At 63.5% G+C, this 14,427-nt stretch carries 14 protein-coding genes; 9 read left to right on the forward strand and 5 right to left on the reverse strand.

Features of this window, described 5'->3' with window-relative positions; genetic code table 11:
- The first annotated feature begins 140 nt into the window (after window positions 1-140).
- The 3 genes from argJ to ACNFIC_RS16835 all read left to right on the forward strand — a co-directional run bounded on the left by argJ (window position 141) and on the right by ACNFIC_RS16835 (window position 3,025).
- The gene (gene argJ / locus ACNFIC_RS16825) at window positions 141-1,358 is read left to right on the forward strand and encodes a bifunctional glutamate N-acetyltransferase/amino-acid acetyltransferase ArgJ (protein ID WP_138219918.1); all 1,218 of its coding nucleotides are present in this window, start codon (window positions 141-143) and stop codon (window positions 1,356-1,358) included.
- A 93-nt stretch (window positions 1,359-1,451) separates the two neighbouring features.
- The gene (locus ACNFIC_RS16830) at window positions 1,452-2,084 is read left to right on the forward strand and encodes a glutathione S-transferase family protein (protein ID WP_138219919.1); all 633 of its coding nucleotides are present in this window, start codon (window positions 1,452-1,454) and stop codon (window positions 2,082-2,084) included.
- Window positions 2,081-3,025 carry a Nudix family hydrolase gene (locus ACNFIC_RS16835; RefSeq protein ID WP_416781473.1) on the forward strand — a complete coding sequence of 315 codons (945 nt, stop codon included), beginning with the start codon at window positions 2,081-2,083 and terminating at the stop codon, window positions 3,023-3,025. The genes ACNFIC_RS16830 and ACNFIC_RS16835 overlap by 4 nt, the downstream gene beginning before the upstream one ends.
- Before the next feature lie 61 nt (window positions 3,026-3,086).
- Here the strand turns inward: ACNFIC_RS16835 and ACNFIC_RS16840 are convergent, their stop codons facing one another.
- Genes ACNFIC_RS16840 through ACNFIC_RS16850 form a run of 3 tightly spaced genes read right to left on the reverse strand, consistent with a single transcriptional unit; the run spans window position 3,087 to window position 6,626 of the window.
- On the reverse strand, window positions 3,087-3,650 hold the full coding sequence (locus tag ACNFIC_RS16840; protein WP_138219921.1) for a cob(I)yrinic acid a,c-diamide adenosyltransferase: 564 nt from the start codon (window positions 3,648-3,650) through the stop codon (window positions 3,087-3,089).
- A 1-nt stretch (window position 3,651) separates the two neighbouring features.
- Entirely contained in the window at window positions 3,652-5,673 is a 2,022-nt protein-coding gene (locus ACNFIC_RS16845) for an ATP-binding protein (RefSeq protein WP_138220047.1), read from the reverse strand.
- Between the two features lie 35 nt (window positions 5,674-5,708).
- The gene (locus ACNFIC_RS16850; RefSeq protein WP_416781474.1) at window positions 5,709-6,626 is read right to left on the reverse strand and encodes a putative 2-dehydropantoate 2-reductase; all 918 of its coding nucleotides are present in this window, start codon (window positions 6,624-6,626) and stop codon (window positions 5,709-5,711) included.
- Window positions 6,627-6,728: 102 nt separating this feature from the next.
- On the opposite strand from ACNFIC_RS16850, the gene ACNFIC_RS16855 reads away from it, so the two are divergent.
- From ACNFIC_RS16855 to ACNFIC_RS16865, 3 genes are all read left to right on the forward strand, one after another.
- Window positions 6,729-7,214: a YajQ family cyclic di-GMP-binding protein gene (locus ACNFIC_RS16855; protein ID WP_138219923.1), complete on the forward strand. Its 486-nt coding sequence runs from the start codon at window positions 6,729-6,731 to the stop codon at window positions 7,212-7,214.
- Between the two features lie 116 nt (window positions 7,215-7,330).
- Window positions 7,331-8,170, forward strand: coding sequence for a mechanosensitive ion channel family protein (locus tag ACNFIC_RS16860; RefSeq protein WP_138219924.1), 840 nt, complete (start codon window positions 7,331-7,333; stop codon window positions 8,168-8,170).
- A gap of 171 nt (window positions 8,171-8,341) precedes the next feature.
- Window positions 8,342-9,601, forward strand: coding sequence for an MFS transporter (locus ACNFIC_RS16865; protein ID WP_138219925.1), 1,260 nt, complete (start codon window positions 8,342-8,344; stop codon window positions 9,599-9,601).
- 99 nt (window positions 9,602-9,700) lie between these two features.
- On the opposite strand, the gene ACNFIC_RS16870 is transcribed toward ACNFIC_RS16865, so the two are convergent.
- Window positions 9,701-11,242, reverse strand: a complete 1,542-nt coding sequence (locus ACNFIC_RS16870; RefSeq protein WP_138219926.1) for an AmpG family muropeptide MFS transporter — start codon at window positions 11,240-11,242, stop codon at window positions 9,701-9,703.
- 43 nt (window positions 11,243-11,285) lie between these two features.
- Complete coding sequence (locus tag ACNFIC_RS16875; RefSeq protein WP_138219927.1) at window positions 11,286-11,639, reverse strand: MGMT family protein; 354 nt, start codon at window positions 11,637-11,639, stop codon at window positions 11,286-11,288.
- A 153-nt stretch (window positions 11,640-11,792) separates the two neighbouring features.
- On the opposite strand from ACNFIC_RS16875, the gene ACNFIC_RS16880 reads away from it, so the two are divergent.
- From ACNFIC_RS16880 to ACNFIC_RS16890, 3 genes are all read left to right on the forward strand, one after another.
- Window positions 11,793-12,800 carry a DUF481 domain-containing protein gene (locus ACNFIC_RS16880; protein WP_138219928.1) on the forward strand — a complete coding sequence of 336 codons (1,008 nt, stop codon included), beginning with the start codon at window positions 11,793-11,795 and terminating at the stop codon, window positions 12,798-12,800.
- A gap of 127 nt (window positions 12,801-12,927) precedes the next feature.
- Entirely contained in the window at window positions 12,928-13,659 is a 732-nt protein-coding gene (locus tag ACNFIC_RS16885) for a HugZ family protein (protein WP_138219929.1), read from the forward strand.
- Window positions 13,660-13,725: 66 nt separating this feature from the next.
- The gene (locus ACNFIC_RS16890) at window positions 13,726-14,187 is read left to right on the forward strand and encodes an FxsA family protein (RefSeq protein ID WP_138219930.1); all 462 of its coding nucleotides are present in this window, start codon (window positions 13,726-13,728) and stop codon (window positions 14,185-14,187) included.
- Window positions 14,188-14,427: the final 240 nt, after the last annotated feature.

Here is a 14,427-nt window from a genome sequence, read left to right on the forward strand (position 1 = left end):
GGGCCGCTTTGCGGCCCTTTCGCGACGCAAGGCCGCTCCTACAGGTATCGCAACCACCTTGTAGGAGCGGCCTTGTGTCGCGATGGGGCGCGAAGCGGCCCCGCTTTTTGATATCAACCGATTTTTCTAGGAGCGCTCTAATGGCTGTTGGTCTTGGTCCCCTGCCTACCCTGCACCCGGTTCCCGGTTTCGAACTTGGCATCGCTTCGGCCGGCATCAAGCGCCCAGGGCGCAAGGACGTGGTCGTGATGCGCTGCGCCGAAGGCTCCAGCGTGGCAGGGGTGTTTACCCTCAACGCCTTCTGTGCAGCCCCGGTGATCCTCTCCAAGCAGCGTGTGCAAGGCACTGTGCGCTACCTGCTGACCAACACTGGTAACGCCAACGCCGGCACCGGCGCTCCGGGCCTGGCCGCTGCCGAGCGCACCTGCGCCAAGCTGGCCGAGCTGACGGGTGTTGCGCCCGAGTCTGTTCTGCCGTTCTCCACCGGCGTGATCGGTGAGCCGCTGCCGGTCGAGAAGATCGAAGGCGCCCTGCAAGCCGCCCTGGACAACCTCTCCGAGAACAACTGGGCCGAAGCCGCTACCGGCATCATGACCACCGACACCCTGCCCAAGGGTGCCAGCCGCCAGTTCCAGTTCGCCGGCAAGACCATCACCGTCACCGGTATCAGCAAGGGCGCGGGCATGATCCGTCCGAACATGGCGACCATGCTCGGCTACATCGCCACCGATGCCAAGGTCGCCCCGGCCGTGCTCAAGGACCTGATGCTCGACGGCGCCAACAAGTCGTTCAACCGCATCACCATCGACGGCGACACCTCGACCAACGACTGCTGCATGCTGATCGCCACTGGCAAGGCCGACGTGCCTGAAGTGACCGAAGCGCGCGGCGAGCTGTTCGAAGCGCTGAAGAAGGCGGTGTTCGAAGTGTGCATGGAAGTGGCCCAAGCCATCGTCCGTGACGGCGAAGGCGCCACCAAGTTCGTCACCGTGCAGGTGAACGGCGGCGGCAACCACCAGGAGTGCCTGGACGTCGGCTACGCCGTGGCCCACTCGCCACTGATCAAGACCGCGCTGTTCGCCTCCGATCCCAACTGGGGCCGCATTCTGGCTGCCGTTGGCCGTGCGGGCGTACCCGAGTTGGATGTCAGCCTGATCGACGTCTATCTCGACGACGTGTGCATTGCCAGTCAGGGCGGTCGTAGCCCCAGCTACACCGAAGAGCAGGGCTCCAAGGTCATGGCCCAGGAAGAGATCACCATCCGTATCGAGCTGGGCCGCGGCCAGTGCAGCGAAACCATCTGGACCACCGACCTGTCCCACGAGTACGTGAAGATCAACGCCGAGTACCGTACTTGATGTATTGATCCAAAGGCCTTGTCGCGGGCTTGCCCGCGATTGGCTGCTGGACAGCCAGCAGGGCCTGAATTGCCCATTCAATGGAGCCGACCCATGAATTATCACTTGATCATCGGCGACAAGTTGCTGTCTTCCTGGTCTCTACGCGGCGCCTTGGCCTTGGAACTGGCCGGTGCTTCCTACGATGAAACCCTGGTCAAGCTCAAGCAGCCTGACACGCGTCAGCGCATCCTGGCGTTCTCTCCCAGTGGTAAAGTCCCGCTGCTCAAGTCCCCGCACGGTCTGATCGCCGATTCCCTGGCCATCGCCGAGTACCTCGCCGAACAGCATCCAGAGGCCCGTTTGTGGCCCGAGGACGTGGCTGCCCGGGCCCAGGCGCGTTCGGCCTGCGCGCAGATGCACAGCGGTTTTCTCGCCCTGCGCAGCAACATGCCGTTCGATCTGTCGCGTGACCAGGCGCTGGAGAGCATTCCCCTGGAGGTGCAGGTGGACATCGACCGGATCCTCGCGCTGTGGGCCGAATGCCGCCTGGTCGCCAAGGACAGCGGCCCGTTCCTGTTCGGCAGGCCGACCCTTGCCGATGCGTTCTTCGCCCCGGTAGCGGTGCGTCTGCGCACCTATCGCGTCGAAGTGCCGGCAGAGGCGGCCGCTTACATTGAGGCAATCTATCAGTGGCCGGCCTTCCAGGCCTGGCAGAAAGCGGGCTTGGCGGAGCGTGAAGGGTGAAGCGGATTCATGTAGTGGCTGCGGTGATCCGCGGTGCAGACGCACGCATCCTGATCGCACGGCGCGCCGACACGCAGCACCAGGGTGGCCTGTGGGAGTTCCCCGGCGGCAAGGTGGAGCAGGGCGAAGGCGTCGAGGCGGCGCTGGCCCGTGAACTGCGCGAGGAGCTTGGCATCGAGGTCACGCGCTCGCGCCCGCTGATCACGGTCAGTCACGATTACCCGGACAAGCAGGTACTTCTGGAGGTGCGCGAAGTCGACGCCTTTACCGGCGAACCCCACGGCGCCGAAGGCCAGCCGCTGGCCTGGGTGGCCGCGCGGGAGCTAGACCAGTACGCGTTTCCCGAGGCCAACAAGCCTATCGTCGCCGCCGCGCGCTTGCCGGATCAGTACCTGATCACGCCGGACGGGCTTGAGGTTCCTGCGCTGCTCAAGGGCATTCAGAAGGCCGTGGCCAGTGGTGTTCGCCTGATCCAGCTGCGCGCCCCGGACATGTACGATCCCAAGTACCGCGACGTGGCGGTGGATGCGGTGGGCCTGTGCGCTGGCAAGGCGCAGTTGATGCTCAAGGGGCCGTTGGAATGGCTGGGCGACTTCCCTTCGGCAGGCTGGCACCTGACGGCTGCGCAGTTGCGTAAATATGCAGCTAACGGTCGGCCATTCCCGGTTTCGCGCTGGTTGGCAGCTTCGTGCCACAGTGCCGAAGAGCTGGCGTTGGCCGAGCAGATGGGAGTGGATTTCGTCACCCTGTCGCCGGTGCAGGCGACCCAGACCCATCCTGATGCCACGCCGCTGGGGTGGGATGCGGCGCAGCGGCTGATCGGCGCGTTCAAGCATCCTGTGTATCTGCTCGGTGGCGTCGGGCCGGATGAGCGTGAGCGTGCCTGGCAGGTTGGGGCACAGGGGGTGGCGGGTATTCGGGCGTTCTGGCCAGACGCTTGAGTCGCCCCGCTCGCAGGGCAAGTCGACTCGGCGTACCGAGGCGACTTGCCCTGCGAGCGGCTCAGTCAGGCTTCGCTGCCGGCTGCCACAGCACCTCGTCCACGCCTTGGCGTCGCCCGATGATCCGCGCCGCGACGAACAGCAAATCCGACACCCGGTTGATGTAAGCCAACCCAACCCCGGCCAACGGCTCGAGCGCATTCAATTGCTGGCAGCGCCGTTCTGCCGCCCGCGCCACGCTGCGGCACACATGGGCTTGGGCGACCAGCGCCGAACCGCCGGGCAGGATGAAGTTCTTCAGCGGCCCCAACTCGTCATTCCACACATCGATTGCCTGCTCCAGGCGTTCCACCTCGCGCGCATCGAGTGCCTGGTAACTGGGCATTGCCAGTTCGCCGCCCAAGTCGAACAGCCGATGCTGGCAGGGGGCAAGCACCTCCAGTACCTCATCGATGCCGGCCTGCGCCAGCCCCGCCAGTAACACCCCCAGTTGGCTGTTGAGGCTGTCCACTTCGCCGATTGCCTCGATGCGCGGGTGGTCCTTGGGTACCCGGCGGCCGTCGCCCAGGCCGGTCTGGCCCTGGTCTCCGGTGCGGGTGTAGATCTTGGTCAGGCGATTGCCCATGTCAGGTCTCCGTCTTGTTCGGCTGGGCTGGGCCCAGGGGCAGGCGCAGGGTGAAGCAGGTGCCCTGGCCGGGCGTGGAGTGCACCTCCATCTGCCCTTTGTGGTTGTTGGTGATGATGAAGTACGACACGGACAGCCCAAGCCCGGTGCCCTGGCCGATCTCCTTGGTGGTGAAGAACGGCTCGAAGGTGCGCTTGCGCACGGCCTCGGGCATGCCGATGCCATTGTCCTCGATCTGGATTTCCGCCCACGGTGGGTTGAGCCGGGTGCGCAGGGTGATGCGCCCAGGCTCACTTGGCTGCGGGCGCTGGTGAATGGCCTGGGCGGCGTTCTTCAACAGGTTCAGCAGCACTTGTTCCAGCTCGTTGGCGGTACAGGGCACCGGCCCCAGCTCTGGGTCGAACTGACGCACGATGGCCTGGCCCTTGAAGTCGAAGCCGATGGTCAGGTCAAAGTCGTTACCGGCGATGTCTACTGCCTGGTCGATCAGTGCGGGCAGGTCACAGGGGGCCAGCTGGCGATTGCTGCGGCGACTGAAGCTGAGCATGTGCGTGACGATTTTCGCGGCGCGTGCCCCGGCCTGCTGGATACCGTCGAGCAGTTGCGGTACTTCGCGGCTTTCCAGGTAGCGGTTGACGCTGAGTAGATCGATGCCTTGCTCGTCAGCTTGCTCCTGGTTACGCGGTAGCTCCGGTGACAGGCGCCGGCGAATGTTCTGTACGTTGTGTAGGATCGCGCCCAGCGGGTTGTTGATCTCATGCGCCATGCCGGCCGCCAGGCCGCCCACCGACAGCATCTTCTCGGACTGCACCATCATTTCTTCCAGGGATAGACGCTGGGTGATGTCGTCGATGCGGATCACCACGCCACGCCCACCGCCGCCGGTCAGCGGGTAGAACGTCAGGGCATAGTGGCGCGCTTCGTCGCCTTTGGGCCAGGTCACCCGCTCGATCTTCGCCACCCGATGCTTCTCGACGCTCTCCTTGAGCTGCGGCAGGAACGGTTTGAGCGGCTCGAAGGCGAGGAAGATAGGCTGATTCAAGGCTTGGTCCAACGGCGTGCCGGAGAGTGCCGTGGCCTCCTGATTCCATTGGGTGACGTAGAGCTGCTCGTCCAATGCGATCAGCGCCGAAGGCATCGAGTCGATGATGCTGTTGAGGTAGTTCTGAAAACCTGTGAGTTTTTTCTCGATCTTGCTGCGTACCTGGACTTCCAGTTCCAGCTTGCGGTTGGTGTGGCGAGTTTCCTCGGCCAGGCCCTGGGCCTGGTCGTACGCGCTCTGGAATTCGTCGCGGGCGCTCTTGAGTTGCTGCTCGCGCGCCTCGATGCGCGAGAGCATGGTGTTGAACGCCTGGGCCAGACTGCCGATCTCGTCATCGTTGCCACGCTGGGCACGCAGGGCGTAGCTCTCTTCGCGAGTGACCTGGCGGGTGAGTTCTTCGAGGCGGTTGATCGGCACGGTGATCAGGCGCTTGATCTGGCGGGCGATAAGGATCCACAGCACCACGCTGAACACCAGGATTGCCAGGCTGGCGGAAAGTGTGCCGGTGTAGAAGGCACTGGGCAGTTCGCTGCTGGCCACCAACAGCAGGTATGCCGGCGCGCTGCCGTCGCGCGGCAGGCGGATCAGCTGGGTGCTGCGAAACTCCATGAGCCGCCAGGCGTCGACGTTGCGAAAGCGCTTGGGCAGGCTCAGTGCATCGCCATGTTGGAGTTGGGCGAGCTGGCGTCCGTCGCTGCCGTAGACTGCGGCGGCGCGCAGTGGGGTGTAGCTGTCGAGCGCCTTGAGTAGTGCTTCGGCGCGCTCGGGGCTGTCGCCGGCGCGGGCCGACAGCTGCGGGTTGGACACCAGCTTGCCGAGTGTTTGCAAGGCTTGAGGCGCCATGCTCTCCTGGGTAATCCAGTAGGCGGCGCTGATGAAGGCCAGGTTGGCCACCAGCAGGATGGTCACCAGCAGTACCAGCAGGGCCGCCAGCAGTTTTTGCCCGACTGGGAGGTTTTCCAGGCGTTGGCGCAAGGTCATGGGCAAGGCCGCTTCCGTATCCGTTGAACGTGGGTTCAGGCGCTGGGCAAGCCGCGCGCCGTCAGGCTGTCGACCAGGTGCTGGTGCAGACGTTCCAGTTTTGGCAGTGCCAGCCCATGACGTCTGCCGGCGCGGCACGCGTGGCCGAGCAGGTAGTGGATTTCGGTGCGCCGCGCATGGCGTACGTCCTGGTACATCGAAGAGTAGTTGGCCGCGGTGGCAAGAATCACCCGTTGTACGTCTTCGTGCAGGCCGCTGGCGGCATCCGGCTGGCCGCAGCGGCGCAGCAGCTCGGCCAGCTCGTCGCACAGGGCATTGACTTCGGCCAGGTGACCCAGCAGGCCGCCGTTCGGGCAGTCGTGCAACACCGTCAGTGGGTTGATCGCGCAGTTTAGCGCCAGCTTGCGCCACAGCCGGCCAAGGATGTCGAGGCTCCACTGTGCCGGGATACCGGCTTGCTGCAAATCGTCGAACCAGGTCGGCACGCTGGGATTGGCGGGGTCGCCCAGCCAGTTGAAGCCGTGGCCGGCGAAGCGCACCTGCCAGTCGGCCTCACGGAACGCGCCTTCGGTGCTGGAGGCAAACACGCAACGCGCATGCGGCACCTGTTCGGCGACTTCGTCCTGGCTGCCCAGGCCGTTTTGCAGCAGTACCAGCTCGGCACCGGCGCCCAGGCGTGGTGCCAGGCGTGCCACGGCGGGGGCGGCATCGTAGGCTTTGCAGGCCACCAGCAGGCGGTGGATAGGGCCAGCTGCCGCGTAGGTTTCGGCAGGAATCGCGTAGTGGCTGCGCAGGTCCTGTTCGACCAACGTCAGCCCGCCGGCCGCTTGATAGTCGGCCAGGCGTGCAGCATCGCGCAGGATCAGGCGAACCGCCTTGCCGGCGCGGGCCAGGCGACAGGCCCAGAGGGTGCCGAGGCTGCCGGCGCCGAGAATATGCCAGGTGCTGCTCATCTGCGTTTCGCAACCCGTTATAATGAGCCCGCATTTTAACTATCTAATACCGCGTGCTCCATCTTCAGACCGAGCGCGCGTTTCATTTATGGAGATTACCTAATGCCTTCGTTCGACGTGGTATCGGAACTGGACAAGCACGAAGTGCAGAACGCTGTGGACAACGCCATCAAAGACCTCGACCGTCGCTACGACCTCAAGGGCAAGGGCACGTTCGAGTTCAAGGACAAGGAGCAGACCGTGCTCATGACCGCCGAGGAGGAGTTCCAGCTCGAAGCCATGCTCGAAATCCTGCGCCTGGCGCTGGTCAAGCGCAAGATCGACGTCAAGTGCCTGGAAACCAAGGACCCGTACCCCTCGGGCAAGGAAAAGAAGCAGGAAGCCAAGTTCCGTGAAGGCATCGACAAGGACCTGGCCAAGAAGATCGTCGCCACCATCAAGGACGGCAAGTTGAAGGTCCAGGCCGCGATCCAGGGCGAGCAGGTGCGTGTTACCGGCAAGAAGCGTGACGACCTGCAGGAAGCCATTGCCCTGCTGCGCACCAAGGAATTCGATATGCCGCTGCAGTTCAACAACTTCCGCGATTGATCGGCCGTGGGCCTTGAACCTTGATGGCGCAGTGATGTCCATGTGGGTTCGAGGCCGCCCGGCGAGACTGGCGGCTTGCTTCAGTGTGTAGGTGCCGCAGGGCTCAGGAGATGAATATGGATTTGAACGCAGAGGTCGATCAGCTGGTCCGCCAGTCGCAGACTTGGATCCCTTTGATCATGCAGTACGGCAGCCGGCTGCTGTTGGCGTTGCTCACCCTGGCCATTGGTTGGTGGATCGTCAACAAGGTCAGTGCGCGCCTGGGCAAACTGGTCGGCCTGCGTGCCGACGCGGCCTTGCAGGGGTTCATCAGCACCCTGGCCAACATCGTGCTGAAGGTACTGCTGCTGGTCAGCGTGGCGTCGATGATCGGCATCGAGACCACCTCGTTCGTCGCGGCCATCGGTGCCGCGGGCCTTGCCATTGGCCTGGCGTTGCAGGGCAGCCTGGCGAACTTCGCTGGCGGCGTGCTGATCCTGATGTTCCGACCGTTTCGCATCGGTGACTGGATCGAGGCGCAGGGGGTTTCCGGCACGGTAGACAGCATCCAGATCTTCCATACCGTGTTGCGTACCGGCGACAACAAGACCGTGATCATGCCCAACGGCAGCCTGTCCAACGGCATCATCACCAACACCAACCGTCAGCCAACGCGCAAGGTGGTGTTCGACGTTGGTGTCGATTACGAAGCCGACCTGCAGAAGGCGCGCCAGGTCCTGCTGGAATTGGCGCAGGACCCACGTGTGCTGTCGGATCCGGCGCCCCAGGCAGTGATTTCCACCCTGGGCGACAGTTCGATCACCGTGTCGCTGCGCCTGTGGACCAAGACCTCGGATTACTGGGATGTGATGTTCATGCTCAACGAGCATGCCCGTGACCGGCTCAAGGCCCAGGGCATCGACATTCCTTTTCCGCAGCGAGTGATTCGCGTGGTGCAGGAGACGGCCGCGCAGTAACATCGGCGTAGCGCTCATCGCGGGGCAAGCCCGCCCTCACAACGCCTTGTACAGGCTGCGTGGGGGCAGGCTTGCCCCGCGTGCATTTGCACGCCTTACACTTGTTCACAGCCAACCCCGGCTGTTTCTGGCATATAACCTGCCCCTACCTGCCTGTACCCGATACCCACCATGAAACCACTGCTGTACATCACCCCCCTTCGGGCCCTGCTGTTCGGCCTGACCCTGGCTTTGTTCGAGCTGCTCACCTACCTGGCCAGCGATGCGGTCATGCCTGCCATGCCGGTTGTGGTCGGCGACCTTCAGGCCAGCCCCGAGTACATCCCCCATGCCCTCAACCTGTACCTGCTGGGCGGGGTGGTATTGCAGTGGCTGATCGGCCCGCTGGCCGACCGCTATGGGCGTCGTCCACTGTTGCTGGCTGGTTGCCTGTGCTTCGGCATCGCCTGCCTGGCGACCTACTGGGTACACGATATCGGCCTGTTCAACCTGCTGCGCCTATTGCAGGGCATTGGCCTGGGTTTCGTGGTGACGGTCAGCTACCCAGCACTCAACGAGGCGTTCAGCGAGGCCGATGCGGTGCGCATGATGGCGCTGTTGGCCAATATCGCGCTGCTTTCACCGCTGCTTGGGCCGCTGGTCGGCACCTTGATGTTGCAGTGGCTCGACTGGCGCTGGCTGTTCGTGGCCTTTGCGGTGGGCGCGGTGCTGTGCTGGCTCCTGTTGTGGCGCCTGATGCCCGAGACCTTGGGGGTGGAGCGCCGGGATGGTTCACGCCTGGCATTCACGCCGATCCACCTGCTGCCGCTGCTGGCCGGTTACGGCCAGTTGCTGGGCAACCGCAAGTTCGTCGCTGGCAGCGCGGCGCTGGGGCTAGTGGGCCTGCCGCTGATCGGCTGGATCGGTCTGTCGCCGGTGCTGCTGATTCATGACGAAGGCCTGAGCACGATGGACTACGCGCTGTGGCAACTGCCGGTGTTCGCTGGGCTGATTGCCGGCAACCTGATCATCAACCGTATTGCCGAGCGCTATCCGCTGCCGGCGTTGGTGCGCGGTGCCCTGTGGCCCTACCTGGCGGGCCTGTGCCTGATGGTCGTGGCTACCTGGTACTGGCAGACGGTGGTCAGCGTGGTGGCGGGCATGTCGTTGTATGCCCTGGGGCTGGGGGTGGCCAATGCGGTGCTGTACCGCATGACACTGTTTGCCAGCGAGCAGAGCAAGGGCCTGGTTTCGGCGATGTTGGGGATGATCACCATTGCCTTGTTGGGCCTGGGCGGTGCGCTGCTGGCGATGGTGGGGGCGGGCGCGAGCTTGCTGCACTTCGCCGTGGCTGCGGGGCTTGCCGGGGCTCTGGCACTCTGGCCATTGTGGTTCGTCGTTGGTAGGCAACGGGCTGTAGGCGCTGCCTTGCGCCGCAAACCGGGCGCGTAGCGGCCATAGGAATTCGGCCTCATGCACGATTGCCGGGAGGGCTGCGCCCTCGTTTCGCGGCACAAGGCCGCTCCTACAGGGGCGGCGCTGGTTGCAGCGTCAGTTTTTCTCGGCTGTCGGGGCGGCTGCCGGCTTGCCCCGACCGCTCTGCTGGCGCCAGTGCAGTGCGATCAGGATCAGTGTCGGCACACCTAGCAGGGCGGTGATCAGGAAGAAATTGTGGTAGCCGAATTTCTCTACCATCACCCCGGAGTAGCCGCCGATCAGGCGCGGCAGCAAGAGCATGATCGAACTCAGCAGCGCGTATTGCGTCGCCGAGAACTTCAAGTTGGTCAGGCTCGACAGGTAGGCGACGAAGGCCGAGGTGGCCAGGCCTGAGCTGAGGTTGTCCAGCGAAATGGTCACCACCAGCATCTGCAGGTTCGGGCCCATGTCGGCGAGCATTACGAACAGGATGTTGGTGGCTGCCGAGGCCGCACCGCCGATGAACAGGATTGGCAGGATGCCGAAGCGCACGATTAGCAAGCCGCCGACACCGGCACCGAGCAGTGTCATGATCAGGCCGAAGATCTTGCTCACGCTGGCGATCTGATCCTTGGTGAAGCCCATGTCGATGTAGAAGACGTTAGCCATGACCCCCATCACGGTGTCCGACATCCTGTAGGTGGCGATCAAGCCTAGTAACAGCAGGGCTTGCCAGCGGTAGCGCACGATGAAGTCGTTGACCGGGGTCAGCACTGGGGCCAGGCCACGGCGGCCCAGCGACGACAGGCACGCCCAGGTCAACAGGGCGTACAGCAGCAGGCGCAGGAACGCGCGGTCTTCCAGCAGCAGATCGAGCACGGTGGCATCGCCGAACAGCACGCTGGCCCAGTCGGTGTTGAACATTTGGGTGAAGCTGGCCGGTACCGACACCAGTAGGATGATCAGTACGAACACCGACACCAACTGGTGCATCAGGCCGTAGCGAGCCGCAGATAGCTGGGTGCGCAGCGGCACTGGCGGTTCGCGCATCACCAAGGTGGTGAAGACCGCAGGCAGCATGAGCACGCCGAACAGCACGTAGGTGCCTGTCCAGGCCTTGTGCAGGTAGCTGAAACCGGTCGAGCCGAACCACTCGGCGAAGAACAGTGCGCCAGCCGTGGCCAGCAGTGCGGCGACGCGGTAACCGGCCATATAACTGGCTGCCAGTGCGGCTTGGCGCTGGTCGTCGGCGATTTCGAGGCGGTAGGCGTCGACGGCGATGTCCTGGGTGGCCGAGGCGAAGGCCACCAGTACCGCCAGGGCGATCAACCAGGACAAGTGTTTCTGTGGGTCGCAAAAGCCCATGCCTATCAGGCCCAGCACCACCAATACCTGTGACAGCAGCAGCCAGGAGCGGCGTCGGCCCATGCCGCCGAGCAGCGGCAAGCGCCATTGATCGAGCAGTGGCGACCATACCCATTTGAAGGCATAGGCCAGACCGATCAGGCTGGCGTAGCCAATGGTCTCGCGGGCCACACCCGCTTCGCGCAGCCATACCGAGAGGGTCGAAAACACCAGCATGTAAGGCAGGCCGGCGGCGAAGCCAAGCAGCAAGAGCACCAGGGTTGACGGGCTGGCATAGGCAGCGAGCGCAGCGCGCCAGGTTTTACGGGGCATGGGCCAACATCTGCCTCAAGTTTTCGAAAACAAAGCGCGCACTCTAACCGCTGTGCTCCATTGGACGCCAGCCATGGCGTGCTATATCCACACGATTATTGGACACATTCACGCCTTCGGCGCGCAGCCTGGCACGCTGTTCGTCGCCGGACGGGGTGCCTGCGGCCAGGCTCAGCCGCCCACCAGCGCCCAGTACCCGGTGCCAGGGCAGGCGTGTGTCGCCTGGCAGTTGCCCCAGGGTTCGCCCAACCCAGCGTGCCGCGCGGCCCAGGCCTGCCAGTTCGGCGAGTTGGCCATAGCTGACCACTTTACCTGCGGGGACTTGGCCCAAAACGCTATACAGTGCCATCCGTCGGGCTTGGGCATTGTCCGTGGGCGCAGACGTGAGGGCTGGCATCGGCGCGATTCCTGGCCTGCGGATGAAACCGGACAGGCGGTGGCAGTGAATGGGAATGGAACTCATCGGGTAGGGCCGGGTCTGTGCATGTTCAGTGCCCGGGCATTCGAATAATGCCCGCTTTTTTCGCCGAATCGAACCCGTAGTGCGCCTATGCCTTCCAGAACCCTGCTGTGCCTCATCGCTGCCTCCCTGTGCACCCCAGCTTTCGCCGACACCGTCTGGATGAAGAACGGCGACCGTCTGACCGGCACGATCACGGTCTTCGATGGCGGCAAGCTGGTGTTGCAGACGCCGTATGGCGGCTCGATCGCACTGGACTGGAAGCAGGTGCAGACCCTGGAAAGCGATCAGGAGTTGCTGGTCAAGCAGGACGCCTACAGCGGCGAGAAGGCCAAGTCGCTCAAGGCCGCCGAGCCCGGCAAGGTCACCCTGGCCAATGGCGAGGCCCCCAAAACCGTGGAACTGGCCAGTATCCAGCAGATCATGAAGCCGCGTCCGGTCGTCGAGGACCTGATGTGGAAGGGCAACGTCGATGTGGCCATGGACTACAAACGCGCCGAGAACGACACCGACGACTACGACGTCAGCTTCAAGACCACCGCGCGTCACGGGCGCTGGCGGCATAACGCCGAAGGCGAATACAACCGCGAGAGCAAGGACGATGTCACCACCACCAACAACTGGAGCGCCGAGTACGCGCTGGACCGCTTCATTACCGAGCAGTGGTTCTGGCAGGGAAGGGCGGAGTACAAGCGCGATCAGATCGAAGACCTAGCCCGCCAACGCACTGTCGGTACCGGTCCTGGCTACCAGTTCTGGGATGACGAGTTGGGCGCATTTTCCTTGAGTTCGCTGATCAACCGCAGCGACTTCGAATATCGCGACGGTGACAAGGACAACTTCTATGCCGCGTCTTTGAAGTGGGATTACAACCGTTACCTGATCGGCAAGCGTGTCGAGTTCTTCACTACCGGTGAGGTGGGCAAGCCATTTGGCGGTGTCGCCGACTACACCCTGGATGCGGAAATGGGCCTGCGCTACAAGGTGACCGAGTGGGCGTCGCTCAACCTCAAGGCCGAGAAAGACCTGATCAAGGGCACTGACGACAGCGACCTGAGCAAGACGCGCTACACCGCAGGCTTCGGCGTTACCTGGTAAGGGCAGCTGCGAGCTGCAAGTCGCAAGCTGCAAGAAAAAGCACGGTGGTTGCAGGGCCGCAGCCCTTGCTTTTTCTTGCAGCTTGTAGCTTATAGCTTGCAACTGATTCTTGTTCGAGGTTCTTGCCGTGAGTATCAACGCCCTTCGCCCTGCCCGGGAACTGCTGCTCAAGGAGTACCGCGGGGTGCTGTCGACGCATTCCAAGTCCATGCCTGGTTTTCCGTTCGGCTCGGTGGTCCCGTACTGCCTGGATGCTGAAGGCCATCCGCTGATCCTCATCAGCCGCATCGCCCAGCACACCCATAACCTGCTCAAAGACCCCAAGTGTTCGCTGCTGGTCGGCGAGCGTGAGGCCGAGGACGTTCAGGCGGTGGGGCGCCTGACCGTGATGGCCGAAGCCCACAAGCTGACCGAGGACGCCGCCATCGAAGCGGCTGCCGCACGTTACTACCGGTATTTCCCTGAGTCGGCCAACTACCACAAGGCCCACGACTTCGATTTCTGGGTACTACAGCCGGTGCGCCACCGTTATATCGGTGGCTTTGGCGCAATCCACTGGCTCGACCAGGTCACACTGGCCAACCCCTTCGCCGGCAAGGCTGAGGCCAGCATGGTCGAGCACATGAACAGCGACCATGCCAATGCCATCGCTCACTACGTCGAACTCACCGGCCTGCCGCGCACGGCGCCGGCCGAACTGGTCGGCATCGACAGCGAAGGCATGCACCTGCGCATCGGCCAGGCCGTTTACTGGCTGGCCTTCCCGGAAACGTGCAATACGCCGACACAAGTCCGCGAAGCCTTGGTCTTGTTGGCCCGCGCGCAACAGTGGCCGGTTGCGGCGACGACCGAGGGTTGAAAACCCAGGACGACGCATCCATGTGAAGGTCTTACAGGAAGATTCTCTTCCGTCGAGGAATTCTTGATGCGTGCCTTTCTATTGCTGTTTCTGATTTTCCCTGTGCTCGAGCTGTTCGTCTTCGTCAAGGTTGCAGGGGCGATCGGTTTCTTCCCGGCGCTGTTGCTGATCATCGCCGGTTCCGCCCTGGGCGTGCTGGTGATGCGTTTTGCCGGCCTGGCGACGGCCCTGCGGGCGCGTGAAAGCCTGCAACGTGGCGAGCTGCCTGCCGAGGACATGTTCCAAGGGCTGATGTTGGCTGTCGGTGGCGGCCTGCTGGTGGTGCCGGGCTTTATCAGCGATGTACTGGGCTTGTTGTGCCTGCTGCCGTTCACCCGCCGCCTGGTGGCCGGCAAGCTGCGTCAGCGTGCCGAGGCGCAAGCGATGCGCCAGCGTGCCTTCCAGGACGATCCCTTCCAGGCCCAGCCGCGCGAGGGCGCTCAGCGTCCGAACGTGATCGAAGGCGAGTACGAGCGCCGCGACCAGTGATTGCTGGCGGGCGCCAGGCAGTCTGGGTTTTGGATCACGGACACCCACTTGAGTAAAAAATTTCTGCAGCAAGCCTTGTAATCGAATCAGGCGGCCTCATGTAGTGGTCACCGCAAGGTTTCTGGTGGTTGCACCAGACATGACTCAGGTGGTTCGCCCAACGCGGGCCACCCCCGGCAACGCCGGATTGCATCAACCCGCCGGTGTCTATACCGGCCGATGAAAACCACAATTTGGGAG

It is taken from the genome of Pseudomonas sp. NY15463, from assembly GCF_048068415.1.
Lineage (GTDB): Bacteria > Pseudomonadota > Gammaproteobacteria > Pseudomonadales > Pseudomonadaceae > Aquipseudomonas > Aquipseudomonas mosselii_C.

What these genes read in the sequence shown, in the direction of transcription:
- argJ (WP_138219918.1), top strand. Translation starts at nt 141, where the DNA reads ATGGCTGTTGGTCTTGGTCCCCTGCCTACCCTGCACCCGGTTCCCGGT.
- ACNFIC_RS16830 (WP_138219919.1), top strand. Translation starts at nt 1,452, where the DNA reads ATGAATTATCACTTGATCATCGGCGACAAGTTGCTGTCTTCCTGGTCT.
- ACNFIC_RS16840 (WP_138219921.1), bottom strand. Translation starts at nt 3,650, where the DNA reads ATGGGCAATCGCCTGACCAAGATCTACACCCGCACCGGAGACCAGGGC.
- ACNFIC_RS16845 (WP_138220047.1), bottom strand. Translation starts at nt 5,673, where the DNA reads ATGACCTTGCGCCAACGCCTGGAAAACCTCCCAGTCGGGCAAAAACTG.
- ACNFIC_RS16850 (WP_416781474.1), bottom strand. Translation starts at nt 6,626, where the DNA reads ATGAGCAGCACCTGGCATATTCTCGGCGCCGGCAGCCTCGGCACCCTC.
- ACNFIC_RS16855 (WP_138219923.1), top strand. Translation starts at nt 6,729, where the DNA reads ATGCCTTCGTTCGACGTGGTATCGGAACTGGACAAGCACGAAGTGCAG.
- ACNFIC_RS16860 (WP_138219924.1), top strand. Translation starts at nt 7,331, where the DNA reads ATGGATTTGAACGCAGAGGTCGATCAGCTGGTCCGCCAGTCGCAGACT.
- ACNFIC_RS16865 (WP_138219925.1), top strand. Translation starts at nt 8,342, where the DNA reads ATGAAACCACTGCTGTACATCACCCCCCTTCGGGCCCTGCTGTTCGGC.
- ACNFIC_RS16870 (WP_138219926.1), bottom strand. Translation starts at nt 11,242, where the DNA reads ATGCCCCGTAAAACCTGGCGCGCTGCGCTCGCTGCCTATGCCAGCCCG.
- ACNFIC_RS16875 (WP_138219927.1), bottom strand. Translation starts at nt 11,639, where the DNA reads ATGCCAGCCCTCACGTCTGCGCCCACGGACAATGCCCAAGCCCGACGG.
- ACNFIC_RS16880 (WP_138219928.1), top strand. Translation starts at nt 11,793, where the DNA reads ATGCCTTCCAGAACCCTGCTGTGCCTCATCGCTGCCTCCCTGTGCACC.
- ACNFIC_RS16890 (WP_138219930.1), top strand. Translation starts at nt 13,726, where the DNA reads ATGCGTGCCTTTCTATTGCTGTTTCTGATTTTCCCTGTGCTCGAGCTG.